The sequence below is a fragment of the Pseudomonas sivasensis genome (assembly GCF_013778505.1).
GTDB lineage: Bacteria > Pseudomonadota > Gammaproteobacteria > Pseudomonadales > Pseudomonadaceae > Aquipseudomonas > Aquipseudomonas sivasensis.
In genome coordinates this window covers 429,855-450,279 of the sequence record NZ_JAAOWU010000002.1, presented here as the reverse complement: position 1 = coordinate 450,279, position 20,425 = coordinate 429,855, and the positions used below count along the sequence as shown (strand labels likewise).

At 60.2% G+C, this 20,425-nt stretch carries 17 protein-coding genes; 12 read left to right on the top strand and 5 right to left on the bottom strand.

Annotation, left to right across the window (positions count from 1 at the left end; genetic code table 11):
• Window positions 1-134: 134 nt before the first annotated feature.
• The 6 genes from dadA (at window position 135) to G9Q84_RS05635 (ending at window position 6,235) form a co-directional block, all read left to right on the top strand.
• Window positions 135-1,436, top strand: coding sequence for a D-amino acid dehydrogenase (gene dadA / locus G9Q84_RS05660; RefSeq protein ID WP_032884384.1), 1,302 nt, complete (start codon window positions 135-137; stop codon window positions 1,434-1,436).
• The gene (locus tag G9Q84_RS05655) at window positions 1,408-1,761 is read left to right on the top strand and encodes a RidA family protein (RefSeq protein WP_017135862.1); all 354 of its coding nucleotides are present in this window, start codon (window positions 1,408-1,410) and stop codon (window positions 1,759-1,761) included. The genes dadA and G9Q84_RS05655 overlap by 29 nt, the downstream gene beginning before the upstream one ends.
• Before the next feature lie 80 nt (window positions 1,762-1,841).
• Window positions 1,842-2,915, top strand: a complete 1,074-nt coding sequence (gene alr, locus G9Q84_RS05650; RefSeq protein ID WP_181643008.1) for an alanine racemase — start codon at window positions 1,842-1,844, stop codon at window positions 2,913-2,915.
• A 116-nt stretch (window positions 2,916-3,031) separates the two neighbouring features.
• Window positions 3,032-3,580 carry a cupin domain-containing protein gene (locus tag G9Q84_RS05645; RefSeq protein ID WP_003176893.1) on the top strand — a complete coding sequence of 183 codons (549 nt, stop codon included), beginning with the start codon at window positions 3,032-3,034 and terminating at the stop codon, window positions 3,578-3,580.
• A gap of 181 nt (window positions 3,581-3,761) precedes the next feature.
• Window positions 3,762-4,175, top strand: a complete 414-nt coding sequence (locus tag G9Q84_RS05640) for a c-type cytochrome (RefSeq protein ID WP_032884380.1) — start codon at window positions 3,762-3,764, stop codon at window positions 4,173-4,175.
• A 137-nt stretch (window positions 4,176-4,312) separates the two neighbouring features.
• The gene (locus G9Q84_RS05635; protein WP_032884379.1) at window positions 4,313-6,235 is read left to right on the top strand and encodes an acetyl-CoA hydrolase/transferase C-terminal domain-containing protein; all 1,923 of its coding nucleotides are present in this window, start codon (window positions 4,313-4,315) and stop codon (window positions 6,233-6,235) included.
• Between the two features lie 126 nt (window positions 6,236-6,361).
• Here G9Q84_RS05635 and G9Q84_RS05630 read toward each other — a convergent pair whose 3' ends face one another.
• Together G9Q84_RS05630 and rep are read right to left on the bottom strand one after the other, a co-directional pair.
• On the bottom strand, window positions 6,362-6,931 hold the full coding sequence (locus G9Q84_RS05630) for a xanthine phosphoribosyltransferase (protein WP_003176890.1): 570 nt from the start codon (window positions 6,929-6,931) through the stop codon (window positions 6,362-6,364).
• A 58-nt stretch (window positions 6,932-6,989) separates the two neighbouring features.
• Entirely contained in the window at window positions 6,990-8,999 is a 2,010-nt protein-coding gene (rep, locus tag G9Q84_RS05625; RefSeq protein ID WP_095185200.1) for a DNA helicase Rep, read from the bottom strand.
• A 267-nt stretch (window positions 9,000-9,266) separates the two neighbouring features.
• Here rep and G9Q84_RS05620 point away from each other — a divergent pair, with 267 nt between their 5' ends.
• Complete coding sequence (locus G9Q84_RS05620) at window positions 9,267-10,940, top strand: putative bifunctional diguanylate cyclase/phosphodiesterase (RefSeq protein ID WP_032884377.1); 1,674 nt, start codon at window positions 9,267-9,269, stop codon at window positions 10,938-10,940.
• Here G9Q84_RS05620 and G9Q84_RS05615 read toward each other — a convergent pair.
• Entirely contained in the window at window positions 10,937-12,349 is a 1,413-nt protein-coding gene (locus G9Q84_RS05615; RefSeq protein ID WP_179179749.1) for a NorM family multidrug efflux MATE transporter, read from the bottom strand. The genes G9Q84_RS05620 and G9Q84_RS05615 overlap by 4 nt on opposite strands.
• A gap of 152 nt (window positions 12,350-12,501) precedes the next feature.
• On the opposite strand from G9Q84_RS05615, the gene G9Q84_RS05610 reads away from it, so the two are divergent.
• Both G9Q84_RS05610 and G9Q84_RS05605 read left to right on the top strand, forming a co-directional pair.
• Complete coding sequence (locus tag G9Q84_RS05610) at window positions 12,502-13,422, top strand: LysR substrate-binding domain-containing protein (protein WP_032884375.1); 921 nt, start codon at window positions 12,502-12,504, stop codon at window positions 13,420-13,422.
• Between the two features lie 177 nt (window positions 13,423-13,599).
• Complete coding sequence (locus tag G9Q84_RS05605) at window positions 13,600-15,576, top strand: methyl-accepting chemotaxis protein (protein ID WP_099601749.1); 1,977 nt, start codon at window positions 13,600-13,602, stop codon at window positions 15,574-15,576.
• A 3-nt stretch (window positions 15,577-15,579) separates the two neighbouring features.
• Here G9Q84_RS05605 and G9Q84_RS05600 read toward each other — a convergent pair whose 3' ends face one another.
• Complete coding sequence (locus tag G9Q84_RS05600; RefSeq protein WP_095185196.1) at window positions 15,580-17,076, bottom strand: YifB family Mg chelatase-like AAA ATPase; 1,497 nt, start codon at window positions 17,074-17,076, stop codon at window positions 15,580-15,582.
• Between the two features lie 226 nt (window positions 17,077-17,302).
• Window positions 17,303-17,563 carry an accessory factor UbiK family protein gene (locus tag G9Q84_RS05595; RefSeq protein ID WP_032884370.1) on the bottom strand — a complete coding sequence of 87 codons (261 nt, stop codon included), beginning with the start codon at window positions 17,561-17,563 and terminating at the stop codon, window positions 17,303-17,305.
• Between the two features lie 421 nt (window positions 17,564-17,984).
• On the opposite strand from G9Q84_RS05595, the gene glnK reads away from it, so the two are divergent.
• The 3 genes from glnK to G9Q84_RS05580 all read left to right on the top strand — a co-directional run bounded on the left by glnK (window position 17,985) and on the right by G9Q84_RS05580 (window position 20,332).
• Window positions 17,985-18,323 carry a P-II family nitrogen regulator gene (gene glnK / locus G9Q84_RS05590; protein WP_002555808.1) on the top strand — a complete coding sequence of 113 codons (339 nt, stop codon included), beginning with the start codon at window positions 17,985-17,987 and terminating at the stop codon, window positions 18,321-18,323.
• 34 nt (window positions 18,324-18,357) lie between these two features.
• Window positions 18,358-19,695, top strand: coding sequence for an ammonium transporter (locus tag G9Q84_RS05585; RefSeq protein WP_032884369.1), 1,338 nt, complete (start codon window positions 18,358-18,360; stop codon window positions 19,693-19,695).
• Between the two features lie 211 nt (window positions 19,696-19,906).
• The gene (locus G9Q84_RS05580; protein ID WP_032884368.1) at window positions 19,907-20,332 is read left to right on the top strand and encodes a secondary thiamine-phosphate synthase enzyme YjbQ; all 426 of its coding nucleotides are present in this window, start codon (window positions 19,907-19,909) and stop codon (window positions 20,330-20,332) included.
• Window positions 20,333-20,425: the final 93 nt, after the last annotated feature.

The window sequence follows — 20,425 nt, the reverse complement described above, 5'->3', positions numbered from 1 at the left end:
GGGTTTTTGCCGAGAATTGTCGCCAAATATAGGCATTTATATAGTGAAATGCACTGGTGATTGCTTTTTATACTGCGCCCATCATTGCTCGAATAACACACGTCAGCGGCTAAGCCCGCGATGAGGATATAAAAATGCGCGTTCTGGTCTTGGGTAGCGGCGTCATTGGTGTGACCAGTGCCTACTATTTGGCTCGGGCTGGCTTTGAAGTCGTTGTGGTCGACCGTCAGCCCGCTGCTGCCATGGAAACCAGTTTCGCCAACGCCGGCCAAGTGTCCCCAGGCTACGCTTCGCCATGGGCCGCGCCAGGTGTGCCGCTCAAGGCCATCAAATGGCTGCTGCAACGCCACGCACCGCTGGCGATCAAGGCCACGGCCGATATCGATCAATACCTGTGGATGGCGCAGATGCTGCGCAACTGCACCGCCAGCCGTTATGCGGTGAACAAGGAGCGGATGGTGCGCTTGTCCGAGTACAGCCGTGACTGCCTCGACGAGTTGCGCGCCGAGACCGGCATTGCCTACGAAGGTCGCAGCCTGGGGACTACTCAACTGTTCCGCACTCAGGCCCAGTTGGATGGGGCCGCCAAAGACATCGCGGTATTGAAAGAATCCGGCGTGCCCTTCGAACTGCTCGACCGCGCCGGCATTGCCCGCGTTGAGCCGGCCCTGGCCAATGTCACCGATATCCTTGCAGGTGCCTTGCGCCTGCCGAACGACCAGACTGGCGACTGCCAGATGTTCACCACCCGCCTGGCCGAGATGTGCAAGCAGTTGGGCGTGGAGTTTCGCTTTGAACAGGACATCCAGCGCCTCGACCGCGCCGGTGACCGCATCAACGGCGTGTGGATCGACGGCAAGCTGGAAACCGCCGACCGCTATGTGCTCGCGCTCGGCAGCTACTCGCCGAAGCTGCTCAAGCCGCTGGGGATCAAGGCGCCGGTTTACCCGCTCAAGGGCTACTCGCTGACAGTGCCGATCACTAACCCTGCGATGGCGCCGACTTCGACCATTCTTGACGAGACCTACAAGGTCGCGATCACCCGTTTCGACAACCGCATTCGCGTCGGAGGCATGGCTGAAATAGCCGGTTTTGACCTGTCGCTTAACCCGCGTCGGCGTGAAACCCTGGAGATGATCGTCAACGACCTTTATCCTCAGGGCGGCGATCTGGCAACCGCCGAGTTCTGGACCGGCCTGCGCCCGACTACACCCGACGGCACACCAATTGTCGGTGCCACCCCGTTCAAGAATCTGTTCCTGAACACCGGCCACGGCACCCTCGGTTGGACCATGGCCTGCGGTTCCGGTCGTTTGCTGGCTGATCTGATGGCTAAGAAAACCCCGCAGATCAGCGCCGCAGGCCTCGATATTTCCCGTTACGGCAACCACCAGGAGTCCGCACAACATGTCAATCCAGCGCCAGCTCACCAATGAGCGCATGAGCCAGATCGTAGTCCACAGCGGTACCGTGTATCTGGCCGGGCAAGTCGGCGACGACATGAACGCCGGGATTGAACAGCAGACCCGTGAAACCCTCGCCAATATCGAGCGTTTGCTGGACCTGGCCGGCACCGACAAGACCAAGCTGCTGTCGGTGACGATCTACCTGAAAGACATCGACGCCGATTTCGCCGGCATGAACGCGGTGTGGGACAAGTGGCTGCCAAAAGGCGTCGCTCCGGCCCGCGCCACTGTCGAGGCCAAATTGTGCGAACCAGAAATCCTGGTAGAGCTGTCCGTCGTGGCCGCGCTGCCTTAAACAACGATCCCTCTCCCGGTGCCGAAGCTGTTGGTCGGTGCCGGTTTTTTCTTCACTTAGCCGCCTAGAAGCCTGCCGCCATGCGTCCTGCCCGTGCCCTGATCGACCTCCAAGCCCTGCGCCACAACTACCAACTGGCCCGTGAAATTACGGGGGCCAAGGCCCTTGCCGTGGTCAAGGCCGACGCCTACGGCCATGGTGCCGTGCGTGTGGCCCAGGCGCTGGAAGCCGAGGCAGATGGGTTTGCCGTGGCATGCATCGAGGAAGCCCTGGAGCTGCGCGCCGCCGGTATTCGGGCGCCGGTGCTGCTGCTGGAAGGTTTCTTCGAAGCCGACGAGTTGCCGCTGATCATCGAGCATGATTTGTGGTGCGTAGTGCATTCTTTGTGGCAACTGGAGGCGATCGAACAGGCCAAACTGAGCAAACCCCTGACCATCTGGCTCAAACTGGATTCGGGTATGCATCGCGTCGGCCTGCATCCAAAGGATTATCACGAGGCCTACCAGCGCCTGCTGGCCAGCGGCAAAGTCGCGAAAATCGTATTGATGAGCCACTTTGCTCGCGCCGATGAACTCGATTGCGTCAGCAGCAACGAGCAAGTCGCGGTGTTTGAGGCGGCGCGCCAAGGCCTGGCGGCCGAGGTCAGCCTGCGCAATTCGCCGTCGGTGCTGGGCTGGCCGCGCATGACCAGCGACTGGGTGCGCCCCGGCATCATGCTTTATGGCGCGACGCCGTTTGGCGAAGACCATTCCATTGCCGCACGTCTGCAGCCGGTGATGACCCTGGAATCGAAAGTGATCTGTGTACGCGAACTGCCGGCCGGCGAGCCAGTGGGCTACGGCGCCCGGTTTATCACGCCTAAACCGATGCGTATCGGCGTGGTTGCCATGGGTTATGCCGACGGCTACCCGCGCCACGCGCCTACCGGCACGCCTGTGTTGGTGGCGGGGCAGCGCAGCCAATTGCTGGGGCGCGTGTCCATGGACATGCTGTGCATCGATCTAACTGACGTCCCTGAGGCAGGTCTTGGCTCTACGGTGGAGCTGTGGGGCAAGAACATCCTCGCCAGTGACGTCGCGGTTGCCGCTGAGACCATTCCCTACCAGATCTTCTGCAACCTGCGCCGGGTGCCAAGGCTCTATTCCGGCGCTTGACGGTCAGGCACGAACACAGCTTCCTGGGATTTAGGCCCAAGTGTTGTAAATACTGAACGCTGTCGCCATGATAACGCTCAATTACAACAAAGCCTGAATCCTAGGAGGCTCCCGCATTGGACGTCGGCGAACGACTGCAATCCATCCGCAAGCTGAAGGGTCTTTCCCAGCGTGAACTCGCCAAGCGCGCGGGCGTCACCAACAGCACCATTTCGATGATCGAAAAAAACAGTGTCAGCCCCTCGATCAGCTCCTTGCGCAAGGTGCTGGGCGGCATCCCCATGTCCATGGTCGAGTTCTTTTCCGAAGAGATCCTCCAGGAAATACCGACACAGATCGTCTATAAAGCCAATGAGCTGATCGACATCTCTGACGGCGCCGTCACCATGAAACTGGTGGGTCGAGCGCACCCGAGCCGGGCCATCGCGTTTCTCAACGAGATCTACCCACCGGGCGCCGACACTGGCGAAGAAATGCTCACCCACGAAGGCGAAGAAACCGGGATTCTGGTGGAAGGTCGCCTTGAATTGGTGGTCGGTCTTGAAACTTTTGTGCTCGAAGCTGGCGATAGCTACTACTTTGAAAGTACCAAGCCCCATCGTTTTCGAAATCCGTTCGACGTACCGGCGCGACTAATCAGCGCAGCCACACCCGCGAACTTTTAAGAATAGAGGCGTCCTGCCAGCGTTGCAGAGACACCCGAGCTGTATTCCGCGAGGCTGAATCTCCCTTTATTTAATAGGGTTGTTTCGGCCCGGCGGGCTAACCGTTATACTTTCGCCGCCTGCGAAACCGTGGCCGCAGGCGTGAATAGCCACCATTGAGGGTGAACGCGTGAACCTAATTATGAAAATGCTGGCTGCACCAGCAACCGTATTGGCCCTATGGGCTGTGAGCGCACAAGCTGCGACCAATGATGATATTGCCAAGCGTCTGGAGCCGGTGGGCCAGGTCTGCGTCCAGGGCGAGGAATGCAAAGGCATGGAAGTCGCCGTGGCAGCGGGCGGCGGCGGCGGCGCGAAAACGCCGGATGACATCATCGCCAAACACTGCAACGCGTGCCACGGTACCGGCCTGCTGAACGCGCCGAAAATCGGCGACACCGCCGCCTGGAAAGAACGCGCCGACCACCAGGGCGGTCTCGACGGCATCCTGGCCAAGGCGATCACCGGCATCAACGCCATGCCACCTAAAGGCACCTGTGCTGATTGCTCGGATGAAGAGCTTAAAGGCGCGATCAAGAAGATGTCCGGCCTGTAACCTGCCGATCTTCGCCAAAAAAGCCGCTTACGAGCGGCTTTTTTGTGCCTGTGATTTACCCGTCGAGGCTGTTCTTTGCAGCAAAGACCCGGCAAGCTCGGTCCAACCCCTAATCATGGAATGTTCAGGAGGGTCGGATGGTGCAGTTGTGTTCAATCGAGCAAGCAGTTGACGACGTATTGGCGCGTTTGCCAGCGCATATTCACATGGGCATGCCGCTGGGCCTGGGCAAGCCCAATCTGTTCGTTAATGCGCTGTACCGGCGTATCGCCAAGCTGCCGGAGCGGGCGCTGACGATCTATACCGCGTTGAGCCTGGGCCGTCCGACAATGGGTGATGGCTTGCAGAAGCGCTTTCTTGAACCCTTTATCGAGCGGGTGTTTGGGGATTACCCGGAGTTGGAGTTTCTCGCCGCGCTGCATTCAGACAGCTTGCCGAAGAATATCCACGTGCAGCAGTTCTTCATGCAGCCCGGTAGTCTGCTGCACAGCACGTCGGCCCAGCAGGATTACGTCAGCAGCAACTACAGCCACGCCGCCCGCGATATCAACGCCGCTGGCCTGAACCTGGTGGCACAACTGGTCGCGAGCAGCGCGGAACACCCGGACCGCCTGAGCCTGAGCTGCAACCCCGACATCACCCTCGACCTGCTGCCCATGATCGCCAAGCGCCGTGAAGCGGGCGAAACCGTTTTGATCGTTGGGCAGGTTCACACCGATTTGCCCTACATGCCCGGCGATTCCGAGTTGGGCATGGACGCGTTCGACTACCTGATCGATGCTAAGGACAGCACCACACTGTTCTCCACGCCGAACATGCCGGTGGGGTTTCAGGACCATTTCATCGGCCTGCATGCCAGCACTTTGGTGCGCGATGGCGGCACCTTGCAGATCGGTATTGGCTCCATGGGCGATGCGTTGACCGCCGCCTTGCTGGCGCGCCAAGCCGATAACGAAGCTTACCGCCTGCTGCTGACGGATCTGGATGTGTATCAGTGGGCACCGCTGATCAGCCATGAAGGCGGTGTCGATCCCTTCGCCCGTGGCCTTTACGGTTGCAGCGAAATGTTCGTCAACGGCCTGCTGGTGCTGGCGGATGCGGGGATTATCCGGCGCAAGGTCTACCCGGATGTGGCCACTCAGGAACAAGCCAACGCCGGTTTGCTGGACGATGCGGCGCAGCCCGATGGGGTATCGATCCACGGTGGCTTCTTCCTCGGGCCACGCAGTTTTTACCAGCGTTTGCAGGAAATGACCCACGCCAAACGCCTTGAATTCAACATGACCCGCATCAGCTATATCAACGAGCTGTACGGCCAGGAAGAACTCAAGCGTTTGCAGCGCCAGGATGCACGGTTTATCAACAGCGCGATCACGGTGACGTTGCTGGGCGCAGGCGTGGCCGACCAGTTGGAGGACGGCCGCGTGCTCAGCGGCGTGGGCGGGCAATACAACTTTGTGGCTCAGGGGCATGCGCTGGAAGGCGCGCGCTCCATCCTGATCCTGCGCAGTTGGCGTGAGTCGGCGGGGGAGGTCAGTTCCAATATCGTCTGGGAGTACGGACACTGCACCATTCCCCGGCACCTGCGGGACATCGTCATCACCGAGTACGGCATTGCCGACCTGCGCGGGCAGACGGATGCCAAGGTCATTGAGGCGTTGCTCAACATCACTGACTCACGCTTCCAGGCCGACTTGATTGAGCAGGCGCAAAAGGCTGGCAAGTTGCCCAAGGATTTCCAGATGGATCCGCGCTTCACCGACAACACGCCGGAGCGGCTCCAGGGTATCCAGGCGCGGCATCGGCGTTTGTTCCCGGAGTATCCGCTGGGCAGCGATTTCACGGACGAAGAGCGGGATCTGTTGCGCGCATTGAACTGGCTCAAGAGCAAATTCAAGCTGACGGAAATTCTGGAGTTGGGCAAGGCGGCGCTGGATGCACCGGAGCCGGAGGCGTTTCCCGAGCACCTGAAACGGATGTGCCTGGATAAGCCGGAGGGGTTGAAGGAGGATCTGTATCAGCGCTTGTTACTCGCCGGCCTGCAGGCCACCGCGCACTAACAGACAATAGAGCGCAAATGTGGGAGGGGGCTTGCCCCCGATTGCCGTGTATCAGTCACCGAAAATATTGGCTGACCCACTGCTATCGGGAGCAAGCTCCCTCCCACATGTTAAGCGGTGTTGGCTTCAGATGAAGGTAACCACGCCACCGGCCAGCGATTTCACCCGCGCCAGCGACTCAACCCGATAACCCTGCGCATCCAGCTCTGCACGGCCACCCTGGAACGACTTCTCAATCACAATCCCCAAACCGGCAACGGTCGCACCGGCCTGCTTGATGATCGAAATCAGCGCCTGGGACGCCTTGCCGTTGGCCAGGAAGTCATCGATCACCAGTACACGGTCGCTGCTGGTCAGGTGGCGCGGCGAGATGGCCACGGTGCTCTCGGTTTTCTTGGTGAAGGAATACACCGTTGCCGACAGCAGGTTTTCGGTCAGGGTCAGGGACTGCTGCTTGCGGGCGAAGATCACCGGCACGCCCAGGTTCAGGCCGGTCATGATCGCCGGCGCAATGCCCGAGGCCTCGATAGTGACGATCTTGGTGATGCCCGAGTCCTTGAACAGTGCGGCGAATTCATCACCAATCAGCTTCATCAGCGCCGGGTCGATCTGGTGGTTCAAAAAGGCGTCGACTTTGAGTACCTGATCGGAAAGCACGATGCCTTCTTCGCGAATTTTCTTGTGCAGTGCTTCCACGGAAAGCTTCCTCTAATGGCGCGGTCTGCGCCGAAAGTAGATTAAAAAGTAGTCGATTCTAGCGCTTTAACATCGCGCGTATGTCCGCCAGGGCGGTGTTGCCGCGTACGGCTTTCACCTCGGTCGGGGTGTCGTCATTGCCTTCCCAGGCCAGGTCATCCGGCGGCAGTTCATCCAGGAACCGGCTGGGGGCACAATCGATGATCTCGCCGTATTGCTTGCGCTTAGCGGCAAAGGTGAAGGCCAGGGTCTGACGCGCGCGGGTAATACCCACGTAGGCCAGACGCCGTTCTTCCTCAATGGTGTCGGCTTCAATGCTGGAGCGGTGCGGGAGGATTTCTTCTTCCATCCCCATGATGAACACGTAGGGGAATTCCAAGCCCTTTGAGGCATGCAAGGTCATCATCTGCACACCTTCGGCGCCGTCTTCCTCTTCCTGCTGACGTTCGAGCATGTCGCGCAGTACCAGCTTGCCGATGGCGTCTTCAACGGTCATCTCGCCGTCTTCGTCTTTTTCCAGGGTGTTCTTCAGCGCTTCGATCAGGAACCAGACGTTGCCCATGCGGTAATCCGCAGCTTTGTCGCTGGAGCTGTTGGTGCGCAGCCAGTTTTCGTAGTCGATGTCCATGACCATGCTGCGCAGGGCGCTGATCGGGTCTTCGCCGGCGCACTGCTCGCGAACCTTGTCCATGAAGCGCTTGAAGCGCGCCAGGCGATCGGTGAAGCGCGTGTCCAAGTGCTCGCCCAGGCCTATCTCGTCGGTGGCGGCGTACATCGAAATCTTGCGTTCGGTCGCGTAGTTGCCGAGTTTTTCCAGGGTCGTCGAGCCGATTTCCCGGCGCGGCACGTTGATCACGCGCAGGAAGGCGTTGTCGTCGTCCGGGTTAACGATCAACCGGAAGTAGGCCATCAGGTCTTTCACTTCCTGGCGTCCGAAAAAGCTGTTGCCCCCCGACAGACGATATGGAATCTGGTGGTGCTGCAACTTCAGCTCGATCAGCTTGGCCTGGTAGTTACCGCGATACAGGATCGCAAAGTCGCTGTAGGGCCGATCGGTACGCAGGTGCAATGTGAGCAGCTCGACGGCCACGCGCTCGGCTTCGGCGTCTTCGTTGCGGCAGCGGATTACGCGGATCTCATCGCCGTGGCCCATCTCACTCCACAGCTGTTTTTCAAACTCGTGGGGGTTGTTCGAGATCAGCACGTTGGCGCAGCGCAGGATGCGGCTGGTGGAGCGGTAGTTCTGCTCCAACATCACCACTTTCAAGGACGGGTAGTCGACCTTGAGCAGCATCAGGTTTTCCGGGCGGGCGCCGCGCCAGGCGTAGATCGACTGGTCATCGTCGCCCACCACGGTGAACTGGTTGCGCTTACCGATCAGCAACTTCACCAGCAAGTACTGGCTGGCGTTGGTGTCCTGGTATTCGTCCACCAGCAGGTAGCGCACCTTGTTCTGCCACTTTTCGAGGATGTCGGCGTGTTCCTGGAACAGCTTGACCGGCTGCAGGATCAGGTCGTCGAAGTCCACCGCATTGAACGCCTTGAGCGTGCGCTGGTAGTGGGTGTAGACGATGGCCGCGGTCTGTTCCTTGGGGTTGCGCGCGTTTTCCAGGGCCTCCGGGGGGAGGATCAGGTCGTTTTTCCAGGCGCCGATCATGTTTTTGATCTCGTCGACGCCGTCGTCGCCTGCGTATTCCTTCTGCATGATGTCGGTCATCAGGGCCTTGACGTCGGTCTCGTCAAAGATCGAGAAGCCCGGTTTGTAGCCCAGCCGAGCATGCTCCTTACGGATGATGTTCAGCCCCAGGTTGTGGAAGGTACACACCGTGAGGCCACGGCCTTCGCCACCCTTGAGCAGGCTGCCGACGCGTTCTTTCATCTCGCGCGCGGCCTTGTTGGTAAAGGTCATGGCGACGATGTACTGGGCGCGGATGCCACAGCTCTGGATCAGGTGCGCGATCTTGCGGGTGATCACGCTGGTCTTGCCGGAGCCTGCACCGGCGAGCACCAATAGAGGGCCGCCGACGTAGTTCACGGCTTCTTGCTGCCGGGGATTGAGTCGGGACATACAGAATTCAGGGAGTCGTTGTTCAAAAGGGCGGGCATTTTAACAGGCTGGCAAGATTCTGCTGCTCTGGATCGACGGTGTGACGTACCACTCGATCTAAATTTGCCGGTTTTGCTACTTTGCCGCAGGATGTCGAGGCTTTTTGCGGTTAAAACAGCGACAAATGCTTACACCTGCGTATTTGATAACCCCTATCATTGGTCATTATCAGGCCGCACGTCATAATGCCCGCCGCCAACGAAACTTTGCAGAGTCTAGGGAGCTAGCTTGTCTACGCCTGTCGAACCCTTGCGTTTGCTGCTACTGGCCGATACGCCTGAGTGGGCAGCGTTGTTGCGCGAGTGCCTGGCGCCGATGGGCGATGGGGCTGTGCTGATCAGCGCGCCAAACTGGGACTCGGTGAGTCGTCTGTTCGAAGATGACACCAGCGCCGTGCTGTTGACCACGCCCAGCCTGCAACCCGGCCCTGGCCGTTGCAGCTTGTCGTGCGTGGTGTTGTTGGAGCAGGAACCGTTGGTTTCTCCGCTTGGCGTGAGTGATTGGCTGATCCGTGATGCATTGGACGCCGACACACTGCGCCGCTGCCTGCGCCATGTTCGTGAGCGCGGCTTGCTGGAAAACACCCTGCAACGCCTGGCCGAACAAGATCCGCTTACCGGTATCGCCAACCGCCAGGGCTTCCAGACCCTGCTGGCGGCGCGGCTGGCCGAGAACGAGGGCCGTGGCCTGGCCCTCGGTCACCTTGACCTCGACAACTTCCGCCACGCCAACGATGCCCTCGGCCACCAGGCTGGCGACCGTTTGATCCTGCAAGTGGTCTCGCGTCTCAAGAGCCAGCTCGAAATCGGCGACCAACTGGCACGCCTGGGCAGCGACGAGTTCGCTTTGCTGATTGACACCCGCCGCGCACCCCAGCGTGCAGAGTGGATGGCCGAGCGCATCACCGAAGCCATGGCCGAACCGTATTGGGTGGATGGCGAAAGCCTGCTGATCGGTTGCAGCCTGGGCGTGGCCCATGCCCGCGCCCGCGCTGGCGCCGACCCATTGATGTGGCACGCCCATATCGCCATGCAGCAAGCCAAGAGCACTCAAGGCTGCACCTTCCATATCTTCAACGAGCGCATCAACCGCAACGCGCGCAGCCTGGCCGACCTGGAAAGTGAACTGCGCCGCGCCTTGCGCCGGGATGAGTTGGAGCTGCACTACCAGCCGCGCCTGGACCTGGATGACGGCCACATTGTCGGCCTCGAAGCCCTGGTGCGCTGGCGCCACGGCGAGCGCGGCCTATTGCCGCCCAGCGAATTCGTCCCCCTGGCCGAACAGAGCGGCCTGATCGTGCCGTTGGGCTACTGGGTGATCTCCCGCGCCCTACGCGATATGCAGGACCTACGCGAGCGCGGCCTGCCGCCGTTGCACATGGCGGTCAACCTGTCGTTCCGCCAGTTTCAGGACAGTCAGTTGCTCTCTACCCTCAGCCGGCTGATTGCCGAGCGCGGTGTGGAAGCGCAATGGCTGGAGTTCGAGCTGACCGAAACTGCCGTGATGCGCCGCAGCGATCTGGTCAAACAGACCATGGATGCCCTCGGGCGGCTGGGTGTGCGGTTTTCTTTGGATGACTTCGGCACCGGTTTCTCGTCGTTCGTGCACCTCAACAGCTTGCCGATTGCCTTGTTGAAAATCGATAAGAGCTTTGTCGGTGGCATGGAAGAGCGCGAAGAGAATCGCAAGCTGGTGCACGCGATGATCAACCTGGCGCACAACCTGAATCTGGAAGTGGTGGCTGAGGGCGTGGAGACTCCGGAGCAGTTGGCGCTGCTGAGGCTGTTTGGCTGCGATCAGGCTCAGGGTTACTTGATCAGCAAGCCGCTGCCGTTGCCGGAGTTGGTGGAATACCTGACATTCGGCAAGGGCCAGCAGACGCTCGCTGGCGAAGTGTTCTAATCCGGCTGAGTGGCCCGGAACCCTTGGCGGGTTTCGGGTACTGCACCTTCCAGACCAATCATGCGCTTCATCTTCGCTTCAAACGCCCAAGTCAGGCTTACAGCCGCACACGCCAGCCCCAGCGCCAATCCCCACCACACCCCGGTCGGCCCCCAGCCTAGGGTGAAAGCCATCAACCACGCCGAAGGCGCGCCGATTAACCAGTAGCAACCCAGGCCCACCAGGAAGGTGGTCTTGGCATCCTTGAGCCCACGGATGCAGCCCATGGCGATGGTCTGGACGCCATCAAACAGCTCGAACCAGGCCGCGACGGCCAGCAGGCTGACGGCAAGCACGATCACCTCGTGGAATGCCGGGTCGTCATGGTCGAGGAACAGGCCGATCAGCGGGTCGGAAAACAGCCACAACACTAAGGCAAATCCCAACATCACCGCCGCGCCAAAACTGATGCCGACACGACCGGCCATGCGCGCTTGCAGCAACTGCCCGGCGCCATAGTGCTGGCCGATGCGCATGGTCACTGCATAGGACATGCCCGCCGGCACCATGAACGCCACCGAGACGATTTGCAGGGCAATCTGATGCGCCGCCAATTGCGTACTCCCCATGGTGCCCATGCACAGCGCGGCAAAGGCAAACAGCCCGACTTCTACTGCATAGGTGCCGCCAATCGGCAGGCCCAGACGCCACAACTCGCGCAAGTACTGGGTGTTGAGGCGCAGCAGGCCGGCGCTCAGCGGGTAAGCAGCGTAAGCGCGGTTGCTGCGGATGTACCACATCAGCGTCAGGGCCATGCCATTGGCGACGATGGCAGTGACCAAGCCAATGCCCATCAATCCGAGCTTCGGCAGGCCGAACATACCTTCGATCAAGGCGTGGTTGAGCAGGTAGTTCAGCACCGTGCCGCCGAGGCTGATCACCATCACCGGAGTGGCTTTGCCAATGGCGCTGGTGAATCCGCGCAAGGCCATGAAACTCAGGTAGCCGGGCAGGGCGAACGGCAGCATGGTCAGGAATTGCCCCGCCGACTGCACGTTGGTATCGGTCTGGCCGAACATCAGCAGCACCGGCTTCAAGTTCCATAACAGCAGTGCCGCCGCCAAGGCCATCAGCCAGGCGAGCCAGAGCCCGGCCTGGGTTAGGCGAGTGGCACCTTCGATGTCGCCAGCGCCGTGACGGATTGCCACCAAGGTGCCCACGGCGGCAATCACTCCGATGCAGAAGATCGACACGAACGAATAGCTCGCTGCGCCCAGGCCACCACCGGCCAGCGCTTCAGGGCTCAGGCGAGCCATCATCAAAGTGTCGGTCAGCACCATCAGCATGTGCGCCAACTGTGAGGCAATCAACGGCCCAGACAGCCGCAGAATGGCCCAGAGTTCGTTACGCGCTGGATGCTGCATGATCATCACACTCAGAAAGTCAGAGGGTTGGAGAGGGTTGGATTCTCGGCCCTCTCAGCTCATTGCACAAAGGGATAAAAGCGATCATCTACATGATTAAAACTCATGCCTGACTGATTCTGGTACGGTTTCGGCATCCTGCTGTCGGAGCTTTCCTCATGTCTCGTCGTCTTCCTCCTCTTTATGCCTTGCGTGCATTTGAAGCGGCCTCCCGGCATAACTCCTTTACCCGCGCCGCCGAGGAACTGTCGATTACCCAAAGTGCGGTGAGCCGACATATCCGCACGCTGGAAGAGCATTTCGCCTGTCGCCTCTTCCAGCGCAGCGGCCGTAACCTACAGCTCACGGAAGCGGCGCGCCTGCTGTTGCCCGGTGTGCGCGAGGGGTTCGCGGCGCTGGAGCGGGCCTGCCATACCCTGAACGCCGAAGATGACATCCTGCGCATGAAAGCGCCGTCGACCCTGACTATGCGGTGGTTGTTGGCGCGCCTCAGTCGCTTCCGCGCATTACAGCCAGGCAATGAAGTGCAATTGACCAGCGCCTGGATGAATGTGGATGAAGTGGATTTCAACCAGGAGCCGTTCGACTGTGCGGTGCTGTTGAGCTACGGGCACTTTCCGGCGGATTGGGAGGCCAGCTATTTATTTCCTGAGCTGTTGATACCGGTGGGCGCGCCGAATCTGTTGGACGATGGCCCATGGGATGTAAATCGACTCGCCGGTGCCGAGTTGCTGCACCCCACGCCCGACCGCAGGGACTGGCGCAATTGGCTGGAGCGCATGGGGCTTTCGAATCAGGTTTCGCTCAAGGGTGGGCAGGTGTTCGATACCCTGGAGCTGGGCATGATCGCCGCCGCTCGCGGTTATGGCGTCTCCATGGGCGATCTGCTGATGGTGGCCGAGGATGTGGCGCAGGGACGTTTAAGCTTGCCGTTGCCGACGGCGGTAGCGAGCAGGGAAAATTACTATTTGGTGTGGCCGAAAACCCGTCCGGGCGGCGAGCGCTTGCGACGCTTGGCGGATTTCCTCCAGAGCGAAGTGCAGGCCATGGTTTTGCCCGATGTCGAACGGCTTGATTGAATAATTCTGGCTCTATCACGCAACCGTTTGCGTGATACCCCTGCGATTCGCTCAAGTATTGCAAAGCGCCGCCGAAGTAGGGGTGTTGGAACCATCGTGCACCAACGTTTCCCACCAGATAATTTGCCGAGCAGCGCTATGAGATCAGGATGATCCTGGCCTCGGCCAGGAGCTTTCATGTCTCAACCTCGCGCCCGGATCGCCTCGCAGTTAGGTCTTGCATTAGCCGTGATTTTGGCTGTCGTCATCAGCGGCAGTACTGTTTTCGCCTTGCGTTCCCTTGACTCCGCCAACCTCGATACCCGCGAGGAACACTTGGCCAGCGAGGCACGACTGCTGGCCGACCAACTCAATACCTTCCACAGCACGCTGCGCGAGAGCACCCAGCGTCTGACCGGATTGTTTGAAAAGCGCTTCAGCGCCGGGTTGCGTGTGCAGGCTGATCAAATGGTCGCGGTGGCTGGGGTCCAGACGCCGAGCTTGTTGCTGGGCAGCGAAGTGCTCAATAACAACTTCACTGAAGTCGATGAGTTCAAGCAGATGTCCGGCGGTGTGGCCACGGTGTTCGTGCGCAGCGGCGACGACTTTGTGCGCGTCAGCACTTCCCTGACCAAGCAGGACGGCAGCCGCGCCATCGGCACCGTGCTTGACCGCCAGGGTCCGGCTTACCAGCGCGTGCTCGGTGGTCAGGCGTATATCGGCCGCGCGGTGTTGTTCGATCGCTCCTACATGACCCAATACAGCCCCGTACGAGACAGCAGCGGCAAAGTGATCGCTGTGTTGTTCATCGGCTTTGACTACACCGACGCCCAGGCCGCGCAGTTTGAGAACCTCAAGCGCTTCCGCATCGGTCAGACCGGCTCCCTGGCGTTGCTCGACGAGCAGAAGCGTTGGCTGGTACCGCCCGCGGGTGTGCAGGCCTTGGACCAGTCGGTTGCGGTGATGCTGGACCTGGCCAAGACCCCAGGCAAAGGCCGCTTCTGGAGCGATAAGAACGAAGACTTCTACAGTGTTTCGGTACCGTTCGACGGCGGTCCTTGGGCCGTCGTTGCGAGCATGCCGAAAGCTGAAATCCGTGCAGTGACCTGGGCGGTCGGTATTCGCCTGGTGATCGGCAGCATACTGGCGATGTTGCTGGCGGTAGGCGCCACGGTCTGGTTGCTGCGCAGCAAACTGCAGCCGCTGAGTGATCTGGTGCGCCAGGCCGAAGCCTTGGGCGCGGGGGACTTGAGTGCGCGCCTCAACGTGTCCAGCCATGATGAAATCGGCCAACTGGCCCGCAGCTTCAACCAGATGGGTGAAGCGCTCTCGACCATGGTTTCCCATATCCGCAAGGCGGCCGAAGAGGTCAACAGCCGTGCACAGGCACTGTCCGGGTTATCCGGCGGGGCCTATGACGGGATGGAGCAGCAGTCTGGCGAAATCACCAGCATGGCTGGTGCGGTGGAAGAGTTCAGCGCCACTTCGCTGAATATCGCCGACAACATGGGCAACACCGAGCGTCTGGCTCAAGAGAATGCCCAGCAAACCCGCATCGGCCGCACCTCGATGCAGGAGGCGTCGTCGTCGCTGGAACATATCGCGACCGCGCTGAATAGCACGGCCACGGTGATCAATACCCTGGGCCAGCGCTCCCAGGAAATCGGCGGCATCGTCGGTGTGATCACCTCCATCGCCGAACAGACCAACCTGCTGGCGCTGAACGCCGCCATCGAGGCTGCTCGCGCAGGTGAACAGGGCCGTGGGTTTGCCGTGGTCGCTGACGAAGTGCGTAACCTGGCCTCGCGTACCCGCGAAGCCACCGATGAAATTTCCGGGATGATCCAGAGCATTCAGCGGGAAACCGGCAACGCCATCAGCACCATGGAGCACGGCAACACGCTGATGCAGGAAGGCCTGTCGCGCAACGCCGACGTGGCGTCGGCCCTGGCACGTATCGACGAGCAGAGCCGTTCGGCCGGTCAGCAGTTCGCGGCGATTACCACGGCGACTCAGGAGCAGAGCAGCACCGCGACATTGCTCAGCAGCAATTTGCAGAGCATCGCACTGGCCAACAGCGAGCAGCGGGAAGTGGTGTCGAACCTAGCGATTACGGCCAAGGAGCTCGAGACGTTGGCGGCGGGCTTGCGTCATGAGGTGGATCGCTTTCGCTGAGGCTCAATTGAGGGAGGCCGGGCGGTACTGCAAGGCCTCCTTCAAATGGTCCCGCGTGATGGCATCCACCTGATCCAGGTCCGCCAACGTGCGTGACACTTTGAGCAGCCGATGAGCCGCACGCAGCGACAACGTCAGTCGCTCGCAGGCGCTTTCCAGCCAGCCTTCATCGGCTTTCAAAAGTTGGCAGTGCTCACGCAACCTCGGTAGATCAAGGAAGGCGTTGGCACAGCCTTGGCGTTGTTGCTGACGCTCCCGAGCATCTGCCACCTGGGCTGAGGCCGTTGCCGTCGTATCTCCAACCTGCTGGGTTGGATTCAGCGCAGTTGTTTCCCGCGCCACGGTGAGGTGCAAGTCAATCCGATCCAGTAACGGTCCAGACAGCTTATTGCGATACCGCTGGACCTGCTCCGGTGTACAGCGACAACGCCCAGTGGGTTCGCCCATATACCCGCAAGGGCAGGGGTTCATCGCTGCCACCAGTTGAAAACGCGCTGGGAAACTCACACGGTCGCGGGCGCGGGAAATCACGATATGCCCTGATTCCAATGGCTCACGCAAAACCTCCAGCACCTTGCGATCAAACTCCGGTAACTCATCCAGGAAAAGCACGCCATGATGTGCCATGGTGATTTCCCCAGGCTGCGGTTTCGATCCACCGCCCACCAGTGCGGGCCCTGACGCAGAGTGGTGCGGCTGGCGAAACGGCCGGTGCGGCCAATGGCTCAGCGGTGCGAGGCTGACCACCGACTGAATTGCCGCCACTTCCAGGGCCTCCTGCTCGCTCAGCGGAGGCAGCAAACCGGGCAAGCGGCTGGCAAGCAAGGTCTTGCCGGTGCCCGGTGGCCCGCTGAACAGAAGGTTATGTGCGCCCGCTGCTGCAATCAACAACGCCCGCTTGGCGGAGAGTTGGCCTTGCACTTCGCTCAAATCCGGGTAGGGCTTGTTCAGGTACAACAAACCATCGGATTTATAGGGCTCAATCGGCACTTGTCCGTTGAGGTGCGCCACCACCTGTAGCAAGTGATCCACGGCAATCACCTTCAGCCCCGACGCCAGGCAAGCTTCCTCTGCATTCGCCCGCGGCACTATCACGGTGCGCCCAGCCTTGCGCGCCGCCAAAGCGGCTGGCAACACACCTTTGACCGCACGCACTTCGCCGGACAACGCCAACTCACCCAGGCATTCAATGTCATCGAGCATCAACGCTGGCACCTGCACACTGGCGGCGAGGATCCCCAGTGCAATCGCCAAATCAAAACGCCCGCCGTCCTTGGGCAGGTCGGCGGGCGCGAGGTTGAGCGTGATGCGGCGGGAGGGGTATTGCAGGGCGGAGTTGAGGATGGCGCTGCGTACTCGGTCCTTGCTTTCCTTGACGGCGGTTTCGGGAAGGCCCACCAGCGTGAGGGACGGGAGACCGTTGGCCATGTGCACTTCGACGGTGACGGCTGGGGCTTCTACGCCGATCTGGGCGCGGCTGTGGACGATGGCGAGGGACATGCTCGTTCCTTGAGTGGGAGGGCCGCTTCCTGCGGGTTTTTCAAGGGTAGACGAGGGGTGGGGCTAGTGAGGGAGGGAGGTTTTACAGAACGTATCCAGAGAACGGCGCAGAACAAATGTGGGAGGGGGCTTGCTCCCGATAGCAGTGGGTCAGTTGATAAATATGTCACTGACCCACCGCCATCGGGAGCAAGCCCCCTCCCACATTTTGGCCTCGTTGCGTCAGTTACTCGGCCGTTGGGATTAGCCGCGCTTCCAGTTCAGCCACCTTCGCCTCCAGGCTCTCCAGCCGCGCACGCGTGCGGGCCAGCACCACCATTTGGCTATCAAATTCTTCCCGGCTCACTAGGTCGAGCTTGCTGAAACCGCTTTGCAGCAAGGCCTTGAACTGGCTTTCGATTTCATTGCGGGGCAGAGGGGTTTCGCCGCTGAACAGGCGAGAGGCGTGGCCGCTCAGGGCGTCGAGTAGGTCTTTGGGCGCGAGCATGGGAAATATTCCGGAAACTGTTGGCGGGCAGTGTATCACGCAGCGTCTATAGTCTTTTTCGCGGCCTGCAGCGCACGCTTTTCGCGCATCGGGCTGTGCGACGGCGCACTGTTTTCGTGCGCATTGCAGCTGCCAAATAGTCCTGTGGGTGAGGTTAAGTGGGCAAAGGACTGATTTCAGTGATTTTTACGGAGCTGGCAAGGTTTCTGCTTAGACGATCATGACCCATGCACTGATGCAGTCGCTGTGACGAATGCAGTGCGCCGACGGATCAGGGGTACAGGTTTCGTCACCAGTGGTTCGCTGGCGTCGCAAAGGCAACTGCCCTTGCGACGATGCGTTACAAAGCCAGGCACTGCGCTTAGACTTGAGACGGGTTTGTTTTCCTGGGGCAAGTCCACCAATTCGGGAGAGAGTTTTCATGAAGCTAGTCACTGCCATCATCAAGCCGTTCAAGTTGGACGATGTACGCGAGTCGCTGTCCGAGATCGGCGTGCAGGGCATTACCGTTACTGAGGTCAAGGGCTTCGGTCGGCAGAAGGGTCACACCGAGCTGTATCGCGGCGCGGAATACGTAGTCGATTTCCTGCCGAAGGTGAAGATTGATGTCGCCATTGACGACAAGGATCTTGACCGGGTTATCGAAGCGATAACCAAGGCCGCCAACACCGGCAAGATCGGTGACGGCAAGATCTTCGTGGTCAATCTGGAACAGGCTATTCGCATCCGTACCGGCGAAACCGATACCGACGCAATCTAAGCCGCCAAACCCCAACGCCCCAGGAGAAAACAATATGACTCTGCGTAAATTCGCAGGGCTCGGAGCCCTGTTGTCCATCGTAATGCCAAGCCTGGCCATGGCGGCAGACGAAGTGGCTGCTCCAGTCCTCAACTCTGGCGACACCGCCTGGATGCTGACCGCCACCGCACTGGTGCTGTTCATGACCATTCCCGGCCTGGCGCTGTTCTACGGCGGCATGGTCCGCTCCAAAAATATTCTGTCGGTGATGATGCAGTGCTTCGCCATCACTGGCCTGATCAGCATCCTGTGGGTCGTCTACGGCTACAGCATTGCGTTCGATACCACCGGTATGGAACAGGGTGTGGTCAACTTCAATTCCTTCTTCGGCGGCATGGGCAAGGCGTTCCTGGCGGGTGTGACCCCAGCCAGCATCACCGGGCCTGCGGCGTTGTTCCCGGAAGCGGTGTTCATCACCTTCCAGATGACCTTCGCCATCATCACCCCGGCGCTGATCGTCGGTGCCTTCGCTGAGCGTATGAAGTTCTCTGCGATGCTGATCTTCATGGGCATCTGGTTCACCCTGGTTTATGCGCCAATCGCGCACATGGTCTGGAGCGGCAACGGCGGCCTGATGTGGGACTGGGGCGTGCTGGACTTTGCCGGCGGCACCGTGGTGCACATCAACGCCGGTGTGGCTGGGCTGGTGGCGTGCATCGTGCTCGGCAAGCGTAAAGGCTTCCCTACCACCCCGATGGCACCGCACAACCTGGGTTACACCCTGGTGGGCGCGGCAATGCTGTGGATCGGTTGGTTCGGCTTCAACGCCGGCTCCGCTGCTGCGGCCAACGGCACTGCTGGCATGGCGATGCTGGTCACTCAGATCGCTACCGCTGCTGCGGCGTTGGGCTGGATGTTCGCCGAGTGGATCACTCACGGCAAGCCAAGTGCACTGGGCATCGCCTCGGGCGTAGTGGCTGGTCTGGTAGCTGTAACACCAGCCGCCGGCACCGTTGGCCCGATGGGCGCTCTGGTAATCGGCCTGGTGGCCGGTGTGGTCTGCTTCTTCTGCGCGACCAGCCTCAAGCGTAAGCTGGGCTACGACGACTCCCTGGACGCATTCGGCGTGCACGGTATCGGCGGCATCGTCGGTGCGATCCTCACAGGTGTATTCGCAGCCCCTGCTTTGGGCGGCTTCGGCACCGTCACTGACATCGCGGCTCAAGTCTGGATCCAGTGCAAGGGTGTTGGCTTCACCGTGATCTACACGGCGATCGTCACCTACGTCATCCTCAAGGTGCTCGATATGGTCATTGGCCTGCGTGTTACCGAAGAGGAAGAGGCTGTCGGCCTCGACCTGGCGCAACACAACGAACGCGGCTACAACTTGTAAGTGCGCGTAAAAAAAATGCCCGGCTTGCCGGGCATTTTTTTGCCTGGTGTTTGTCAGTCGTAAGACGCTGTGCCGGTTTTTGCGCAAAGTTTGTGATCGGCCGCACACGGCACTTTTCAGTGTGCGAATGTCTTACAGGCACGTAGGCGTATTCGGCACTTTGTTTTTTCCCAGAGCGCGCTAGAATGCGCGCCGATGGGCGGAGAACTCTATGTGGCAACAGACCCTGATTACCCTGCGGGCCAAGCCCCGGGGCTTTCACTTGGTGACCGATGAGTTGCTTGCCGGCTTGCCTGAATTGAAGGCGTGTCGTGTGGGCCTGTTACACCTGTGGTTGCAGCACACCTCGGCTTCTCTGACCGTCAACGAGAATGCCGATCCGGCGGTTCGCCGTGACTTCGAACGTTTTTTCAACTTGCTGGTGCCGCAAGGCCGTGCCGGGTTCGAACACAATGACGAAGGTCCGGATGATCTGCCGGCGCACTTCAAGGCCAGTCTCCTGGGCTGCCAGCTGAGTTTGCCGGTCAAGGCCGGCCGCTTGGCGATGGGTACCTGGCAAGGTGTTTATCTGGGCGAGCACCGTGATCATGGGGGTGCTCGTAAAGTCCTCGCCACCTTGCACGGTGACGGGGCGTAAGCCACTGGTTATCCAGTGGATGTTGATTTTTCCCTGGCGACCTCGACAGAGGGCGAAGCTGGGCTATAACTAATCTGCTTTTCGCAAGTCATG

Excerpts from the sequence above, each read along its gene's own strand:
- dadA (WP_032884384.1), top strand. The coding sequence starts at position 135 with ATGCGCGTTCTGGTCTTGGGTAGCGGCGTCATTGGTGTGACCAGTGCC.
- G9Q84_RS05655 (WP_017135862.1), top strand. The coding sequence starts at position 1,408 with ATGTCAATCCAGCGCCAGCTCACCAATGAGCGCATGAGCCAGATCGTA.
- alr (WP_181643008.1), top strand. The coding sequence starts at position 1,842 with ATGCGTCCTGCCCGTGCCCTGATCGACCTCCAAGCCCTGCGCCACAAC.
- G9Q84_RS05640 (WP_032884380.1), top strand. The coding sequence starts at position 3,762 with ATGAAAATGCTGGCTGCACCAGCAACCGTATTGGCCCTATGGGCTGTG.
- G9Q84_RS05635 (WP_032884379.1), top strand. The coding sequence starts at position 4,313 with ATGGTGCAGTTGTGTTCAATCGAGCAAGCAGTTGACGACGTATTGGCG.
- rep (WP_095185200.1), bottom strand. The coding sequence starts at position 8,999 with ATGTCCCGACTCAATCCCCGGCAGCAAGAAGCCGTGAACTACGTCGGC.
- G9Q84_RS05615 (WP_179179749.1), bottom strand. The coding sequence starts at position 12,349 with ATGATCATGCAGCATCCAGCGCGTAACGAACTCTGGGCCATTCTGCGG.
- G9Q84_RS05610 (WP_032884375.1), top strand. The coding sequence starts at position 12,502 with ATGTCTCGTCGTCTTCCTCCTCTTTATGCCTTGCGTGCATTTGAAGCG.
- G9Q84_RS05605 (WP_099601749.1), top strand. The coding sequence starts at position 13,600 with ATGTCTCAACCTCGCGCCCGGATCGCCTCGCAGTTAGGTCTTGCATTA.
- G9Q84_RS05600 (WP_095185196.1), bottom strand. The coding sequence starts at position 17,076 with ATGTCCCTCGCCATCGTCCACAGCCGCGCCCAGATCGGCGTAGAAGCC.
- G9Q84_RS05595 (WP_032884370.1), bottom strand. The coding sequence starts at position 17,563 with ATGCTCGCGCCCAAAGACCTACTCGACGCCCTGAGCGGCCACGCCTCT.
- glnK (WP_002555808.1), top strand. The coding sequence starts at position 17,985 with ATGAAGCTAGTCACTGCCATCATCAAGCCGTTCAAGTTGGACGATGTA.
- G9Q84_RS05585 (WP_032884369.1), top strand. The coding sequence starts at position 18,358 with ATGACTCTGCGTAAATTCGCAGGGCTCGGAGCCCTGTTGTCCATCGTA.
- G9Q84_RS05580 (WP_032884368.1), top strand. The coding sequence starts at position 19,907 with ATGTGGCAACAGACCCTGATTACCCTGCGGGCCAAGCCCCGGGGCTTT.